We start from the raw sequence: 16,040 nt of genomic DNA, 5'->3' as shown, positions 1-16,040 counted from the left end.
TGACAAGAAAAATCACTCAGTCGCTCACTTTGGCTGAGCGCTTGACCTCAGCGCACGGTGGTCGGGCACGGGGCTTGGCACAATGTGGCCATGGAGACTCCCGACTGGACTGCACTCGCCGACCTGCCGCTCCGGGCGTGGACGCCGCGATCCCAGCTGTCCGCCCGGGTGACGGCGGTGCCGCGCGCCCGTGTTCCCGCCATCGACATCCACAATCACCTGGGGCGCTGGCTGAGTGACGGCGAATGGATGATCGGCGACGTCGGTGCGCTGCTCACCGTGATGGACGACCACAACGTGGCGACGATCGTGAATCTCGACGGGATGTGGGCCGACGAGCTCGACGCCAACCTCGAGCGCTATGACCGGGCGCACCCGGACCGCTTCCTCACGTTCTGCCAGCTCGACTGGACGCTCCTCGCCGGCTCGGACGGCGAGCGGATGCTGCGGGAGTCCCTCGACGACAGCGCGGAACGCGGCGCGCGCGGGCTCAAGGTCTGGAAGAACCTCGGCCTCACCGTGCGCGATTCCTCCGGCGACCTCGTGCTGCCGGATGACGAGCGCGTGGTGCGCATCCTCGCCCACGCGGGCGAACTCGGGCTTCCGGTGCTCATCCATGTTGCCGACCCCAAGGCCTTCTTCGAACCGCTCGACGAACACAACGAGCGCCTCGACGAGCTGATGCAGGAGAAGGACTGGTGGTTCGGCGACACGAGCCGGCATCCCACCTTCGACCGCCTGCTCGACGCGCTCGCCACCCTCGTGATCGCGACGCCCGGCACGCGCTACATCGGCGCGCACGGCGGATGCGCGGCCGAAGACCTCGATCGCGTCGAGTCGCTGCTGGCCGCGGCCCCCAACTTCGCAATCGACATCGCGGGGCGGCTGGCGGAACTCGGACGCCAGCCTCGCCGCTTCCGGGAGTTGATCGAGCGCTTCCCCGACCGGGTGCTCTTCGGCACCGACATCTATCCCATCACCGGCGAGCAGTACGAGCTGCACTTCCGGTTCCTCGAGTCGGATGACGAGTCCTTCGAGTACGCGCCCGAGTCGCCGATCCCGCCGCAGGGCCGGTGGACGGTCTCCGCCCTCCACCTCCCCCCGGCGCAGCTCGAGGCGATCTATCGCGACAACGCCCGGCGGGTGCTCGGGTTGTAACGACGGGGACGCAACTTTCTCGCCGGATGCTGTCGATCGACGCTGTCGCGGGTCGTCATCTTCATGACAGCATCACTTACGAGGAAGGATCCACGATGCGATATTCACTCCTGCTCAACTATTCAGAGGCCGGCGGTGCCGAGGTTCCCGAGGAGGCGATGGCCGAGGCCAGGGCCGCCTTCGACCGCTACGCCAAGTCGCTGGATGCGGCGGGTGTTCTGCTCGGGGCCGACGTGCTGCAACCGGTCGCAGCATCCACAACGGTGACGCTGCGGAGCGGCAGCCTTCAGGTGCAGGACGGCCCGTTCGCCGACACGAAGGAACAGCTCGGCGGCGTGTTCCTGATCGATGTGCCCGACCTGGATGCCGCCCTCGCCTGGGCCGAGAAGTGCCCGGCCGCGCAGTGGGGCACCATCGAGGTGCGCCCGACCGCGGTCTACTTCGCGAACGGGCAGTGGAACCCGGCGGCCTGACCGCCCGGCTGGCGGAGGAGGTGGCGCGGTCGTCCTACGGGCGACTTCTCGCCGTGCTCGCCGCCCGCACCGGGGACATCCCGGCCGCCGAGGATGCCCTCGCCGACGCTTTCGAGCGGGCGCTGCGCACCTGGCCGGATTCCGGCATCCCCGACAACCCGCAGGGCTGGCTCGTGACGGTGGCGAAAAACCGCTGGCTCGACGCCCTCAAGAGACACCACCCGACGCCGGGGGCGACCGCGGCCGCGGACCACGACCCCGACCGCATCCCGGACAAGCGGCTCGAGCTGATGTTCGTGTGCGCACACCCGGCGATCGACCCGGCGGTGCGCACGCCGCTCATGCTGCAGGTGGTGCTCGGGTTCGAGGCATCCATGATCGCGGCCGCCTACGCGATCCCCCCGGCGACGATGGCCCAGCGCCTGGTGCGGGCGAAGCGGCGGATCCGGGATGCCCGAATCCCCTTCGTCATTCCGGGGCGAGACGACATGCCGACCCGACTCCCGGCTGTGCTCGAGGCCGTCTACGGTGCGTACGCGATCGACTGGCAGCTCGTCTCGGGCACGACGATGCGCGACTCGCTGGCGCCGGAGGCACTCTCGCTCGCCACCCTCCTCGCGGCGCTGCTGCCCGAACCGGAGACCCTCGGTCTCGCCGCTCTCCTCTCGCTCTCGATCGCCCGGGCGCCCGCGCGCATCAGCGAGGGGATGCTCGTGCCGCTGGACGAGCAGGACACCGCCCTCTGGGACACCGCCCTCATCGCGCGGGGGGAGGCGCTTCTGCAGAGGGCTCACGCGTACGGACGGATCGGCCGCTTCCAACTCGAGGCCGCGATCCAGTCGGTGCACTGTGCGCGGGCGTCGACCGGCGGGACGGACTGGCCAGCGCTTCGGAGTCTGTACACGGCCCTTGTGGCCATTGCGCCGACCCTGGGGGCGAGCGTGTCCCTGGCCGCGGTCACCGCTCGCGCCGAGGGTCCGCTCGTCGGGCTCGCCATGCTCGACGCCCTCGGCGTGCCGGCGTTCCAGCCCTACTGGGCCGTGCGCGGGCATCTGCTCGCGCAACTCGGGAGAGCGGATGAGGCCGCCGCGGCCCTCTCCAAGGCACTGAGCCTCACGACGGAGCCGGAGGTGCGGGCCTACCTCATGGGCCGCGGCGCGGCCGGAGCATCGGGAGTCAGCTCACTGTCGTGAGGGTGATCTCGACGGAGTCGCCGACGTCGACCCCCTCGGCCTTCCGGGCCGCCATAATGATCTCGTGGCCACCCAGACGTTCGAGCTGACGACGACGATCGCCGCCGAGCCGCCTGCCGTCATCGACTTCCTCCTGGATCTCACCCGTCACCGTGGCCTGCATCCCTTCTTCGTGTCCGCGGACGTGGTGGAGACCGGCATCGACGATAAGGGCCCCTGGACCCAGTGGCGAGTACACGAGCGACCACGGCTCGGTCCGTTCCGCTACTCGATCCGGTTTCCGGCGCGGATGCTCCGCAGCTCGGCCACCTCGATGGTCGGTACCGTGCAGGCCGCGCCCGGGTGCTCCCTCGTCACCACTACCCGCGCAGAGCGGGTGGACGGACACACCGTGCTCACCGAGCTGACCACGGTGACCGCACCGCTGCCGCTGCTGCGCTACATGGCATCGCAGGCGCGGATCGCGCACGCCCGCACCTACTCGTTGCTGCCAGGGGAATTCGCGGTCGATCCCGATGCCGCGGGCGCCCCGAACGTGCACTGACGCAAACACGAGCTGACACGCGCGACAGCCCGCGGTGACTATCCGGCGATGACCCCACACAGGTGCGCCACGAGTTCGCTCACCCGGTCGCGGGCGGGTGCGAGGTAGCGTCGCGGGTCGGTCAGCGCGGGCGCGGCATCGAGAACGGCGCGCACCTCGGCGGTGAACACGACGTTCAACCCGGTGCCGACATTCACCTTGCGGATGCCGGCGGCGACCGCCTCCCGCAGCACGGCATCCGGCACACCGGACGATCCGTGCAGCACCAGCGGCACCGTCACGCTCGACGCGAGCAGCCCGACGAGGCCGAGGTCGAGCGCCGCGGTCTGCTCGGTCATGGCGTGGGAGCTGCCGACCGCCACGGCGAGGCCGTCGACGCCCGTAGCATCCACGAATGCCGCCGCCTCCGACGGATCCGTGCGCACGCCCGGCGCGTGGGCGCCGTCCTTGCCGCCGACCTTCCCGAGCTCCGCCTCGATCCAGAGACCCGCGGCCCGACCGCGCGAGGCGGCGGATGCCGTGAGGGCCACATTGCGCTCGTAGGGCTCGGTCGACGCGTCGACCATGAGGGATCCGAGGCCGAAGCCCGGACCGAGCGCGATCGCCTCGTCGATGAGCGATGCCGCCTCGAAGTGATCGAGGTGGATGCCGATGGGCGACCGCGCGGAGGTCGCGAGCTCCCGGCACGCGGCCAGGAGCGGCCGCATGCCGCCGTGGTATTTCACCGCGTTCTCGCTCAACTGCAGCAGCACCCCGACGCCGGCCAGGTCGGCCCCGGCGACGATCGCCTCCGCGTGCTCGAGCGAGATCACATTGAAGCTCGGCACCGCGCCTCCGCGCGCGACCGCTGCGTCGACGAGCGCCCTCGTCGTGCTGAGGGTCACAGGTCATCCGCCGGGATGAGCTCCCGGAGCGGTTCGGGCAACAGCTCGCCGTGGGCGGTCACGAGATCGTTGCACAGCTCCCAGATCTGCTCGGGAGTCAGTGTCGAATTGGCGTTCGGGTCCATCAGCACGGCCTGACGCACGAGCATCGGGTCGCCGGTGCGCATTGCCTCGATCGTGAGCTCGGCCACCGACAGGTAGGGGCGGTTGAGCGCCGCGCATTGCACCGGCAGGCTTCCGATCGCGTGGGGGCTGAGCCCGGAGGCATCCACGGTCGCCGGCACCTCGACAACGGAGCCCTGCGGCAGGTTGTCGATGAGTCCGGTGTTGACGACGTTCGCATGGATCACCCTCGACGTGCCCGTGACCATCGAGTGGATCACCTGCGGCGCGTACTCCGCCGCGTTCTGCTCCAGCACGAGGGGCGTGCCGTCGGCGAGGGAACGCTGTGCCTGTTCGAACTCGGCGACGTTCTCCTCGCTGATGCCGATGTATTCCAGCGGCTGCAGGCGGTAGCGCTCGATCTGCTGCGGCGAGCGCAGGAACCAGGTAAGGTATTCCGAGGAGTGCTCGCTCGTCTCGGTGGGATAGAAGCCGAGCCGCCGGAAGATCTCGACGCGCACGCGCCGGTCGAGTTCATCATCCGACCGGATCTTCTCTCGCAACAGCGGATAGAGGTCCTCGCCATCCCTGGTCCATTCGAGCAGCCAGGCCTGGTGATTGACGCCGGCCGCGCGGTAGTGCGTCTCTTCGATGGGAACGCCGATCAGTTCGCCGAGGTCGTGAACGGTCCAGTAGACGCTGTGGCAGAGGCCAACGGCCTTGACCTCGGGAGCGACCACGGAGGCCCACCAGATGTTCATCGCCATCGGGTTGGTGTAATTGAGCAGCCAGGCGTCCGGGCAGTAGCGGCGGATGTCCGCCGTGAGGTCGCTGAGCACCGGGGAGGTGCGGAGGGCGCGGAAGACCCCGCCGACCCCGGTGGTGTCCCCGATGGTCTGGTTGAGCCCGTAGCGCGCAGGGATCTCGAGGTCCTTGCGGGTCGCGTCGATGCCCCCGACCTGGATGGTGTTGATCACGAAGTCGGCACCCTCGAGCGCCGCCCGCCGGTCCAGCGTGCTCGTGATTGTCGCCGATGCTCCGAGCCGCTCGTTCACCTGGCGCGCCGTGCCCTCTGCCACCGCCAGACGGGTGGCATCCACATCGTGAAGCACGATCGAGATGTCGCGGAGTTCGACGAAGCCGAGAAGATCGGCCACGAGCTGGCGGGTGAACACCACGCTCCCCGCCCCGATGAAGGTAACCGTTGTCATAGAGCGATCATCGACTTGTATGATCAAATCGCGCAAGGTCAGCCCCTTATTTTGGTCAAACTGTGCAGAATTACTGATTGACTTGTCCAAGTACGCAAACGAAGGAGTCGACGATGACGATCACCGCCGCGGGATTCCTCGTGCCTCGCGCGGCGTCGTCCAAGCGCTCCCAGCGAATGGTGTCGATCCTGGAGCTGCTCGCCCAGCGATCGAGCGTGTCCCTCGCCGAGTTCTCGGATGCGCTGCACGCCTCGGCCGCCACCATCCGTCGGGACCTCGCCGACCTCGAAGCGCAGGGTCTGCTCTCGCGCACCCACGGCGGTGCCCGCGCGGTCGCCAGCCAGTCCGAGCTTCCGGTTCGCTTGAAGGATTCGCAGTTCCGCCAGGCCAAACAGCTCATCGCGCGCAAGGCCGCTCAGCTCATCCCGAGCGGTCGCTACGCCATCGCCCTGAGCGGGGGATCCACCACGGCCGAGGTCGCGAAGGCCTTGGCCAACCGCTCAGAGCTCACCATCGTGACGAACTCCCTCACCACGGCGATGGAGTTCGCCTCCCGCCCGAATCTCAAGGTACTGATGACCGGGGGTCTCATCCGGTCCAATTCCTTCGAACTCGTCGGCTCGCTCGCGGAGAACACGTTCAACGCGATCAACGTCGGCACGGCGATTCTCGGCACCGACGGCATCAGCGCGATCGCCGGCGCCACCACCCACGACGAGACCGAGGCGAAGACCAACCTCGCCATGGTGCTGCACGCCGAGCGGGTGCTCGTCGTCGCCGACGGCTCGAAAGTGGGCCGCGTCACCCTGGCCAAGGTGGCTGCGCTGGAGCAGATCCACGAGCTCGTCACCGATTCGACCGCGGACCCGGATGAATTGGAGCGCATCGCTGCGGCCGGGGTCACCATCCACGTGGTCGACGTCGGCTGAGCACGTCCGCCCGCTGCTGCCCGGGCCCACCGGCGTGGCTGCCACGCCATTTCGGGCGAATGCGGTCATTCCGGGTCGGCGCGCCGGCCCCCATGGTCCGTGAACGCCCGGTTTCCCGTCGACGCGCCCGCACCGATTGCTACCGCGCGAGCCGATCCACCACCGCGCCGAAGACGCGCGGGAGGGCGGCTGCGGCGGGAACGATTGCGCCCCGCACCGGAGAGTTCGCGGCTGCCACCAACCCGGCGGTGAGCATGCGGAAGTCCCGGGTGCGCCGCATCCAGTCCCGCTCGTAGCCCTTCGGATCATCGCGGGCGATGCTCGCGATCGCGACCTCGGCCTGGGCGAGTCCCACCCGGATGCCCTCTCCGGTGATCGCGTCGACGTAGCCGGAAGCATCACCCACGAGGAGCACTCGGCCGTGGGACCTCCGGGTCGTGCTCTGCCGGAATGGCCCGGCGCCGCGAAGCTCGGTCGCCGGTTCGGCACCCGCGACGAGAGCGGCGAGCGGGCGGATGCCGGCCAGGGCGGCATCGAAGTCGATGCCCTTGCGACCGAGCATCGCGATCCCCACCACTCCGCCGCCCACCGGCGTGACGTAGGCCTCGACGGTCGGCGTCCAGTACACCTCGATCAGGTCGGACTGTGGCTCCGCATGGTAGTGCCGGCGCACGCCGTAGCGCCGACCGCGGGCGGCGACCGGGCGCTCGAGCCCGGTGAGCCGTCGCACCGTGGAGTGCAGGCCGTCCGCCGCCACGAGATAGCGGGCTCGGATGCCGGCGGCGGTCACCGAGTGCGCGTCCTGCTCGAGGGCATCCACTTTGCCTGCCACCACGACCACCCCGAGGGATCTCGCCCGCTCGGTGAGGGCATCGTGCAGGGCGGTGCGACGCACGCCGCGTCCTTCGCCGGAGGAGAAGAGATGATCCACCCGCCGCTCCGCACCACGGGAGGTGGCGCTGCGATAGCTCACACCCCGCAGAGCGAACCCCGGCGGATCGACGCCCAGTCGCGCGAGCGCGGGCAGGGCCCCGGGCATCAGCCCCTCTCCACAGGCCTTGTCGATCGCGCCTCCGCGCGGTTCGACGAGAGTCACGGTGAGCCCGCGCAGACGTGCCTCGATCGCGGTCGCGAGCCCCACCGGCCCGCCGCCCACCACGAGCACGTCCGCATCCACGGTCATGCCACCGCGTCCAGTGCCGTGAGTGCCCGCTCTTCTGTGGGGATGCGGAATCCGAAGAGCAGGATCGCATTCAGCACGGTGAATACCAGCGCGGTCACCCACGCGGTGTGCACGAGCGGCAGCGCGATCCCCTCGGCGATCACGACCACGTAGTTGGGGTGGGTGAGGAATCTGTACGGTCCGCCGGTGACCCGCCCGAGCCCCGGCACCACGATGACCCGGGCGTTCCACTGCCGTCCGAGCGTGCCGATGCACCAGTAGCGCAGGCCCTGGCAGGCAAGCGCAATGGCCAGCATCGGCCAGCCGAGCCACGGCAGGAAGGGACGATCGGCGAAGAACGCCTCGGCGAGACAGGCGAGCAGCATGCCCGTGTGCAGCACGACCATGTAGGGGTAGTGCCGCTGGCCGTATTCACGGCCGCCGCGCTCGAAGGCCCAGGCCGCATGCCGGTTGGAGAGCACGACCTCGACGATGCGTTCGGCGCCGGTGGCGAGAATCAGGACGGTGAACCAGATCATGCCGGCCACCGCAACAGCACCAGCTCGGCGCTGACTCCCGGACCGAGGGCGAACAGCGCCCCGTGGGATCCGGGACGGTGGTCGCCGGCGAGCTCCTCGGCCAGGACGTGCAGCACGGAGACGGAAGAGAGGTTACCGACCGCAGCCAGCGACCGCCAGCTGTTGTCGAACACCCCATCCGGCAGGCCGAGCGACGACTGGAACTGCTCGAGCACGCGGGGTCCGCCGGGATGCGCCACCCAGGTCTCGATGTCTTCGATGTCGAGGTCGTTGTCACCGAGAAAACCGGTGACGTCCCGGCCGAAATTCGCCTCGATCACGTCGGACACCTGGGCGGTGAGGATGATGCGGAAGCCGGTCTCACTCGCGGTGAATCCGATCACGGACTCGGTGTCGGGGTAGAGCGCGCTTCGGGTGTCCACCACGTCGGGCCCGGTCACGGGCATCCGCTTCGCGCGCTCGTCGCCGACCATCACCACCGCTGCTGCTCCGTCTCCGAACAGCCCGGTCGCCACGAGGTTGGCAGTGGAGTCGTCGTCGCGCTGGAAGGTGAGCGAACAGAGTTCGACGGCGACGAGCACCGCGACACCCTCCGGATGCCCGGCCAGGTAGTCGGTGACGCGCGCGATGCCGGCCGCCCCGGCCACGCAGCCGAGCCCGTACATCGGCACTCGCTTGAGGTCGGAGCGAAGGCCGAGACGGGCAACGAGGATCGCGTCGATCGAGGGCGCGGAGATGCCGGTGACGGAGGTGAACATGAGGTAATCGACGTCGGCGGCATCGATTCCCGCCGTCGCGAGGGCATTCCGCAACGCCTCTTCGGCCAGATCGGCCGCGACCTCGATGAACATGTCGTTGGTCTGAGTGAAAGTGCTGCTGTCCCGGTAGCGCTCGATCGGCATCACCAGGTGGCGCGTATCGACGTGGCTGCCGGCATGGAGCCGGCGAAGGACGGCCTGCTTCTTCGGATCCGATGTCACCATCGGCGCGATCGTGTCCGTGATCTCGGACTGCGCGTACACGTTGCCCGGCAGCGCGGGGGCGACGGCGACTATTCGGGCCATTTGGTGACGCTAACACTGTTGGGTGCCAGTTCGGCTGTGGCCGGAAAGGGCTTGACAGTGAACCGAAGTCGCTGATCGGCCCTACCGTTGGAGCATGACCACCGCCGCCGCCCGTCCCGCCGCGCGCCCGTTCGGCGCCGTGGGACTCGTGGCGATCGGACTCATCTGCCAGGAGGTCGGGGCCTCATTCGCCGTGCTGCTCTTCCCCTCGGTGGGCGCGATCGGGATGGTCTCGCTGCGGCTCGCGTTCTCGGCGATCGTGCTGCTCGCCATCGCGCGACCGCGACTGCGTGGTCACGGTCGGAACCACTGGCTCACAGTCATCGCCTTCGGCCTCGCGCTCGCCCTGATGAACGCCCTCTTCTACGAGGCACTCGCCCGGGTACCGCTCGGTGCCACCATCACCATCGAAGTGCTCGGACCGCTCGTTCTCTCGGTGGTGATGAGCCGCCGGGCCTCGAGCTGGCTGTGGGCGGTGCTCGCGTTCGCCGGCGTCGTGATCCTCAGCCGGGGCAGCTTCGGCGACCTGGATCCGGTGGGCGTCGCCTTCGCGTTCGGCGCGGCGGCCATGTGGGCGGCCTACATCCTGCTCTCCGCCCGCACGGGAGCGCGGTTCCCCCGCCTCGACGGACTCGCCATCGCGATGACCGTCGGCGCCATCGTCACGGTGCCGTTCGGCATCGCAACCGCTGGGCCGGTGATCTTCCAGCCCGGCATCCTGCTGCTCGGAGCGGCCGTGGCGCTGCTGTCCTCGACCATCCCGTACACACTCGAACTCGTGGCACTCCGCCGTCTGCCGTCGGCGACCTTCTCCATCCTGATGAGCCTCTCCCCCGCTATCGCGACGACCGCGGGCTTCCTGATCCTCGGCCAGACCTTCACCGGGGTGGCCTTCCTCGCGATCGGTCTCGTCATTACTGCGAGCATCGGCGCGGTGCTCTCCGCGTCGCGGGCGGCTCGCGGCGGGCTCCCCGACGCCAATATCGGAGAACCGCTCAGCTAACCGGCTTTCGTTCAGGATGCCGGGGTAAACTTGAAGTCCCCCCGACCGCAGAATCGAGAGGGCGATCGTGTCTGAACCGAAGCCCACCGGCCTGTTGCGCTCGATCCTCGGACTCCTGGGTTTCAGCGCGCTTGCCGCCGTGCTCGTCGTCGCGCTCACCGCACCCGCGATCGTCGTGACGAGCCAGGTCACGAACAACGCTGTCGGCCTGTTCGAGAACCTGCCGGACTACATCAAGATCGGCAACCAGTCCCAGCGCAACATCCTCTATGGTCTCCGCGGGGGGGAACAGGTTCCCTTCGCCCAGGTCTACGACCAGAATCGCCAGGAAGTGGCGTGGGATGCGGTGTCTCCGTTCGCGAAGGACGCCCTGGTCGCGGCCGAAGACGTGCGGTTCTACTCGCATGGCGGCGTCGACCTCGCGGGGATCGCACGGGCCGCGGTCAACAACCTCACCGGCAAAGACCTGCAGGGCGCATCGAGCATCGAGCAGCAGCTCGTGAAGCAGCTGGCGATCCAGGACGCGGTCGCCACCTACACCGACCCCAAGAAGCTCGAAGCCGCGAAGGCGAAGGCTCAGGCGAACACGCTCGATCGCAAGCTCAAAGAAGCCAAGCTCGCCATCGGACTCGAGAAGAACTACACGAAGCACGAGATCCTGCTCGCCTACCTCAACATCGCCGGGTTCGGCGGCAACACCTACGGCATCGAGGCGGCGGCAGAGCAGTACTACTCCACGACGGCAGCGAACCTCACTCTCGCGCAGGCCGCCAGCCTCATCGCCGTCGTGCAGCAGCCACCCCTGCGCAACCCGGGCTCGCAAGCGAACTGGGAGCGCAACAAGTCCCGCCGTGATGCGATCCTCGGCACGATGCTCAGCGAGAAGATGATCACCCAGGCGCAATACGCCGAGGCGATCGCGACCCCGGTGGATGCGACGACGGTGAAGATCAGTCCGCCCAAGAACGGATGCACCTACGCCTCGGCCGCCAAGGCGTTCTGTGACTACGTGATCAAGAACGTGAAGAACCTCCCCGGCCTCGGGGAATCCGCCGACGACCGACGCGAAGCCTGGCGCCGCGGCGGAAACGCCGTCTACACCACCATCGACCTCGATCAACAGCAGAACGCCGAAACGGATCTCGCCCAGCGCACCCCCGCGAGCGAGACGCGTTTCAAAATGGGAAGCGCGGTCTCAACGGTGCAGGTGGGCACCGGCCGAATTCTGATCATGGCGCAGAACAAGGGATTCGACGACACCGGTCTGGGCGACCCGAACCTGACCACCGCGATCAACTTCAACACCGACAAGGAGTACGGCGGGTCATCCGGCTTCCCCGTCGGATCCACGTGGAAGCTCTTCACCCTCATCGACTGGCTGCAGAACGGGCACGGCATCCAGGACACGGTCAACGCCAACATCCAGACCTATCCCGCCCGGTCCAAGTCGTTTCCCGCGTCCTGTGATGGCGGCTACTACCCCCTGGCCGATAGCTACACCCCCAAGAACGACAGCGGAGTGAGCCAGGGCCAGATGAGCGTGCTGAGTGCCACAAAGGGCTCGGTCAATGCGGCATTCATGAACATGGCATCGAAGCTCGACCTCTGCGACATCCGCGATGTTGCCGAGTCGATGGGCGTGCACAACGCCGACAATTCCGATCTCTCGCATGCCCCGGCATCCATCCTCGGCACCAACACCCCGTCGCCGCTCACGATGGCCAACGCCTACGCGACAGTGGCCAGCGGCGGCAAGCTCTGCCAGCCGATCGCCGTCGACAAGATCATTGGACCGGATGGCACGGAGCTGCCGGGCCAGACGCAGAGCTGCAGCCAGGTGCTCACCCCCGAGGTGGCCGCCGCTGCGGCCTACGACCTGCAGGGTCCGTTGCAGTCCGGGGGCACCGGTTCGATCGCGAATCCCCGCGATGGCACACCGCTCTTCGGCAAGACCGGAACCGCCGAGGCGCTGCACAGCTACATGGTCGCCTCCAGCACCCAGACGACGACCGCGGTGTGGATCGGCAACATCGAGGGCGACCAGAACATGCGGCGCATCTCGATCGGCGGCATCCTGGCATCCAATCTGCGCACCTATGTGATGAAGCCGATTCTGGCGGCGCTCAATGCGAGTGCCGTGTACGGCAAGGGCGGTGCGTTCACGGAACCGACAGGCACACTGCTGCGCAGCTATACCTACCGCCCGCCGACGCCGACGCCCGTTCCGTCGCCCGCGCCGACGACGGGCAATGGGAACGGCAACGGCAACGGATTCGGTGCGGGAAACGGCAATGGCAATGGCGGCGGGGGCAACCGCAAGCCCTGACGCGCGGCCGGAAGCCAGGCGCTAGGGTCGCGTCATGGACCAAAGCTCATGGACTGTCAACGGCGGCGGATGGGTCGTCCTCTCCCTCGTGAATGCCGGCCTCGCAGAACAGAAGAATCGGTCGAGGCTCACCTGGTTCCTGGTGTCGCTGTCCATCGGGCCGCTCGCCACCTTCCTCATCGTCGTGTGGCAGCGCGCCCCGGTGGATCCGATCGAGACCCTGCACCCCTTCACCAATCGGGCAGACCGTTGGCTCACGCTCGGCACGCTGAGCATCGTGGTCGCACTGGTGCTGGGGGTCTTCGTGCTGATCACACTCAACTGGGCCACCGCAATTCCCGCGATCGTCTTCCTGCTGCTCGGCGTCTGGGCCCTGGTGCTCTACGGCCGCGCGGCAAGAGAAGCGTGACGCCGGAAGGAGCGCCCTGACCGCAGCCGCGCTCAGATCGAGCAGCGATGCGGTTCGAAGACCGCACGCACGCCGGTCTGCGTGAGGCGCGTTCCCACGCCGCAGATGCCCTCCGCCGTGATCTTCACCCAACCGAACCGGATTCCCGGAAACGACGCACTCTCGCCGAAATGCATGCTCTGCTGAGCCACGACCTTCTTCGAGGCATCCCGAATGGTCACAGTCACTGGCACAGCGGGATCGGACGTCGAATCAGGCCTCATCTCGACGACGACCGTTGCCGTTGTTTGTGCGCAACCAGAAATCCCGGCCGACACCAACAGCACCCCCGCGAGGACCAGGGCAGTCGTGGTCCGTGTGTGGTGCATGCGGCCAGCATGCCGGAAAGTGGCACTCCCCGCTAGGGTCTCAACCATGCCAACACCCGAGGCGCCCCTCGCTGGAATCCTCGTCGCCGACTTCTCGCGCGTTCTCGCCGGGCCGCTCGCCACGATGACCCTCGCCGATCTCGGTGCCCGGGTCATCAAGGTGGAGCGACCGGATGTCGGCGATGACACCCGGTCGTGGGGACCCCCGTTCTCCGCCACCGGCTCCACCTACTTCGAGAGCGTCAATCGCAACAAGGAGTCGGTCTGTCTCGACCTCACCGATTCTCGGGACCTCGAGCTCGCCCGCGAGTTGATCGCCCGCGCCGACGTCGTGGTCGAGAACTTCAAGCCCGGCGGAATGCAGAGGCTCGGCCTCGACTACGACACGGTGCGGCAACCGAATCCCGGTCTCGTGTACGCCTCGATCACGGGCTTCGGCAGCACCGGCGGGCGTGACCTGCTCGGCTACGACTTCGTGGTGCAGGCACTCGGTGGCCTCATGAGCATCACCGGGGAGACGGATGGCGAAGCGATGAAGGCCGGCGTCGCCCTCGTCGACGTGCTGACGGCGAAGGATGCCGTCGCGGGCATCCTCGCGGCGCTGTTTCGCCGCCAGTCGACCGGTCTCGGCGCGCTCCTCGAACTGAACCTGCTGTCGAGCCTGCAGGGGTCACTGGCCAACCAGGCCCAGGCCTATCTCGGCGCGGGAGTGATCCCGGTGCGCCTCGGCAACACGCATCCCTCCATCGCTCCCTACGAGACTCTCGACTGCGGGGATGGCCCGATCGCCGTCGCCTGCGGCAACGACGGCCAGTTCCGCCGCCTCGCCGAGGTGCTCGGCGCGGCGTCGCTGGCCGAGGATCCGCGCTTTCTCACGAACGCACTGCGGGTCGCGAATCGCGCAGCGCTGGTGCCGCTGCTCGAAGAGCGTCTTCACGCGCAGGGAGCCGCGGAGTGGCAGCGCCGTCTGACCGAGGTGGGAGTGCCGGCGGGGCGCGTCGGCACGATCGCAGACGGTCTCGAGCTCGCGTCATCCCTGGGGCTCGATCCGACCATCGAGGTCGTCGACGCATCCGGGGCCACCGTGGCGACGCAGGTGCGGCACCCGATCACCTGGACCCCGCCACTCGCCCACCGCACTGCCGCCCCTCCGCTCCTGGGCGAGCAGGATGCCGCGGTTCGCGATTGGCTCACCGCCCCAGTGGGCTGAGCGCCTCACGACGAAGGGCGATCCACAGGGTGGCGGCGACGTCCGGATCGGCGAGATCCACCCCGAGCAGTTCCGTCGCCACCGCGATCCGGTGACGCACGGAGTTGCGGTGGATGCCGAGCTCGCGTGCCGCAGCCTCCCACTGCCCGCGGTGGGCGAGATAACTCCGCACCGTGCTGCTCAGATCACCCCGTGGATGCCGTGCGAGCAGCTCCACCCAGGCATCGCCCTGTGTCTCGGGGGAGCCGACCGCACCGACCAGCGTCCCGAAAGCCGCAGCCCGGCAGGCGGACAGCACCGCGGTGACTCCGACGCCGACAGAGCTGAGCGGCAGTGACGGGCTGAGCGAGGCGGCGACACCGGCGACACCGGCCGCGACCGGTCCGGCCACGTGATCCGGCCCCTCCGGAAGAATGACGATCGCCAGTCCGCCGACCTCCGCGCGCAGCGGGGACTCCGGCAGGCCGAGTGACTCGATCGTCGCGTCGAGCTCCCGAGCGTCCAGCGGCACCGTTGACCGCACCGCGAGCAGCCTCGCGAATTCACCGATCGGTGAGAGCCCGACCTGTTCGGCGACGAGTCGCGCCGCATCCACGTGGCCGCCAAGGATGAGCGCGGCGACGCTTCGGCCGAGCGCCACGCCTACGCGGGACGACTCCTGCGCGCGCTGGGCGGTGAGGGAGAGCAGCATGCACGACGTGAGGATCAGCTGACGGTCGGCTTTGCGCAGGCCCCGTCCCGCCCCGACGGCGAGGAAGCCGACGGTGCGCGGACCGACGGTGATCGAGTGCTCGACGACATCCGTGCCGTTCACCGGAAAGGTGGCGGCCGAATAGGTACCGACGAGATCGAAGCGGGCGGATTCCACGCGCAGTTGCGGCATGACCTCGGCGGCGGTCGCGGGCCAGATCGTCTCGGCATCGCCGTCGGCCGGCAGATAGGCCGCCCAACCCCCCAGCCCCCTGGCGAGCACTGTGACGATGGCTTCGACGGCATCGTCCCGGGTGGCCGCCCGCGCCAGGGCCGTCTGCAGCCCCAGGCGCGAGGCAAGGTCCGCCTGCTCAGACCTGCCCACCAGCTGCCAGAATCCGCGAGAGATGTGCAGGAACGGCACCGCCTCCGGCACCAGCAGCAGGTCGAAGGATGCCTCTGCGCAGGCGGCGACGAGCTCGGGATCGACCCGGTCGGTTCCCGCTCCCAGGCCGAGAGCGAGAGCGGCGATACCCTTTGCGGCGAGGCGCTGCACGTAGTCGCGAATCGCCTGGGGACCGCCGTGAAGCGGGATCCCCGTGGTGAGCAGCAGCTCACCGCCCTCGAGATAGGGAGTGGGATCGGCCAGCTCCGAGATGTGCACGCCGGTGAGCTGCTGGCGTCCGATCGGCCCGGGGGCGGCGGGTCGGAGGTCGCCGCCGAGCCGCTCGCACAACTGCTCCAGTGTGACCATCTGTGAACTCCCCGGACTCCT

Annotated in this window: 16 protein-coding genes; 9 read left to right on the top strand and 7 right to left on the bottom strand. The window is 68.5% G+C overall.

Features of this window, described 5'->3' with window-relative positions:
- The first annotated feature begins 90 nt into the window (after nucleotides 1-90).
- The 4 genes from VLI63_RS07975 to VLI63_RS07960 all read left to right on the top strand — a co-directional run bounded on the left by VLI63_RS07975 (nucleotide 91) and on the right by VLI63_RS07960 (nucleotide 3,368).
- A complete protein-coding gene (locus tag VLI63_RS07975; protein WP_409156309.1) occupies nucleotides 91-1,158 on the top strand; it encodes an amidohydrolase family protein in 1,068 nt (355 codons plus the stop codon).
- A gap of 95 nt (nucleotides 1,159-1,253) precedes the next feature.
- Entirely contained in the window at nucleotides 1,254-1,631 is a 378-nt protein-coding gene (locus tag VLI63_RS07970; protein ID WP_409156308.1) for a YciI family protein, read from the top strand.
- Nucleotides 1,613-2,824, top strand: a complete 1,212-nt coding sequence (locus VLI63_RS07965; RefSeq protein WP_409156307.1) for an RNA polymerase sigma factor — start codon at nucleotides 1,613-1,615, stop codon at nucleotides 2,822-2,824. The genes VLI63_RS07970 and VLI63_RS07965 overlap by 19 nt, the downstream gene beginning before the upstream one ends.
- 64 nt (nucleotides 2,825-2,888) lie before the next feature.
- Nucleotides 2,889-3,368: a hypothetical protein gene (locus VLI63_RS07960; RefSeq protein ID WP_409156306.1), complete on the top strand. Its 480-nt coding sequence runs from the start codon at nucleotides 2,889-2,891 to the stop codon at nucleotides 3,366-3,368.
- Between the two features lie 38 nt (nucleotides 3,369-3,406).
- Here the strand turns inward: VLI63_RS07960 and VLI63_RS07955 are convergent, their stop codons facing one another.
- Both VLI63_RS07955 and VLI63_RS07950 read right to left on the bottom strand, forming a co-directional pair.
- Entirely contained in the window at nucleotides 3,407-4,252 is an 846-nt protein-coding gene (locus tag VLI63_RS07955; RefSeq protein WP_409156305.1) for a class II fructose-bisphosphate aldolase, read from the bottom strand.
- Nucleotides 4,249-5,565 carry an alpha-glucosidase/alpha-galactosidase gene (locus VLI63_RS07950; RefSeq protein WP_409156304.1) on the bottom strand — a complete coding sequence of 439 codons (1,317 nt, stop codon included), beginning with the start codon at nucleotides 5,563-5,565 and terminating at the stop codon, nucleotides 4,249-4,251. The genes VLI63_RS07955 and VLI63_RS07950 overlap by 4 nt, the downstream gene beginning before the upstream one ends.
- Nucleotides 5,566-5,678: 113 nt before the next feature.
- On the opposite strand from VLI63_RS07950, the gene VLI63_RS07945 reads away from it, so the two are divergent.
- Entirely contained in the window at nucleotides 5,679-6,494 is an 816-nt protein-coding gene (locus tag VLI63_RS07945; RefSeq protein WP_354573570.1) for a DeoR/GlpR family DNA-binding transcription regulator, read from the top strand.
- A gap of 139 nt (nucleotides 6,495-6,633) precedes the next feature.
- Here the strand turns inward: VLI63_RS07945 and VLI63_RS07940 are convergent, their stop codons facing one another.
- The 3 genes from VLI63_RS07940 to VLI63_RS07930 are packed head-to-tail and all read right to left on the bottom strand — an operon-like array spanning nucleotide 6,634 to nucleotide 9,259.
- Nucleotides 6,634-7,677 (bottom strand): NAD(P)/FAD-dependent oxidoreductase, encoded by a 1,044-nt coding sequence (locus VLI63_RS07940; protein WP_409156303.1) that lies wholly within the window; start codon nucleotides 7,675-7,677, stop codon nucleotides 6,634-6,636.
- Entirely contained in the window at nucleotides 7,674-8,195 is a 522-nt protein-coding gene (locus tag VLI63_RS07935) for an isoprenylcysteine carboxyl methyltransferase family protein (protein WP_409156302.1), read from the bottom strand. The genes VLI63_RS07940 and VLI63_RS07935 overlap by 4 nt, the downstream gene beginning before the upstream one ends.
- Complete coding sequence (locus tag VLI63_RS07930; protein WP_409156301.1) at nucleotides 8,192-9,259, bottom strand: type III polyketide synthase; 1,068 nt, start codon at nucleotides 9,257-9,259, stop codon at nucleotides 8,192-8,194. Before VLI63_RS07930 ends, VLI63_RS07935 begins: the two co-directional genes overlap by 4 nt.
- A 94-nt stretch (nucleotides 9,260-9,353) precedes the next feature.
- Between VLI63_RS07930 and VLI63_RS07925 the strand changes: the two genes are divergently transcribed.
- The 3 genes from VLI63_RS07925 (at nucleotide 9,354) to VLI63_RS07915 (ending at nucleotide 12,997) form a co-directional block, all read left to right on the top strand.
- Nucleotides 9,354-10,262, top strand: a complete 909-nt coding sequence (locus VLI63_RS07925) for an EamA family transporter (protein WP_409156300.1) — start codon at nucleotides 9,354-9,356, stop codon at nucleotides 10,260-10,262.
- A 67-nt stretch (nucleotides 10,263-10,329) separates the two neighbouring features.
- The gene (locus tag VLI63_RS07920) at nucleotides 10,330-12,588 is read left to right on the top strand and encodes a transglycosylase domain-containing protein (protein WP_409156299.1); all 2,259 of its coding nucleotides are present in this window, start codon (nucleotides 10,330-10,332) and stop codon (nucleotides 12,586-12,588) included.
- A 34-nt stretch (nucleotides 12,589-12,622) separates the two neighbouring features.
- Complete coding sequence (locus tag VLI63_RS07915) at nucleotides 12,623-12,997, top strand: hypothetical protein (RefSeq protein WP_409156298.1); 375 nt, start codon at nucleotides 12,623-12,625, stop codon at nucleotides 12,995-12,997.
- Between the two features lie 32 nt (nucleotides 12,998-13,029).
- On the opposite strand, the gene VLI63_RS07910 is transcribed toward VLI63_RS07915, so the two are convergent.
- Nucleotides 13,030-13,224: a hypothetical protein gene (locus tag VLI63_RS07910; RefSeq protein WP_409156297.1), complete on the bottom strand. Its 195-nt coding sequence runs from the start codon at nucleotides 13,222-13,224 to the stop codon at nucleotides 13,030-13,032.
- 187 nt (nucleotides 13,225-13,411) lie between these two features.
- On the opposite strand from VLI63_RS07910, the gene VLI63_RS07905 reads away from it, so the two are divergent.
- The gene (locus VLI63_RS07905) at nucleotides 13,412-14,575 is read left to right on the top strand and encodes a CaiB/BaiF CoA transferase family protein (RefSeq protein ID WP_409156296.1); all 1,164 of its coding nucleotides are present in this window, start codon (nucleotides 13,412-13,414) and stop codon (nucleotides 14,573-14,575) included.
- On the opposite strand, the gene VLI63_RS07900 is transcribed toward VLI63_RS07905, so the two are convergent.
- Nucleotides 14,556-16,019, bottom strand: coding sequence for a PucR family transcriptional regulator (locus VLI63_RS07900; protein WP_409156295.1), 1,464 nt, complete (start codon nucleotides 16,017-16,019; stop codon nucleotides 14,556-14,558). The genes VLI63_RS07905 and VLI63_RS07900 overlap by 20 nt on opposite strands.
- Nucleotides 16,020-16,040: the final 21 nt, after the last annotated feature.

The organism is Lacisediminihabitans sp. H27-G8 (assembly GCF_046156175.1).
In the GTDB taxonomy this organism is placed as follows: domain Bacteria; phylum Actinomycetota; class Actinomycetes; order Actinomycetales; family Microbacteriaceae; genus Lacisediminihabitans.
Note: the sequence above shows the minus strand (reverse complement) of the source record. Positions and strands in the feature narration are given on the sequence as shown.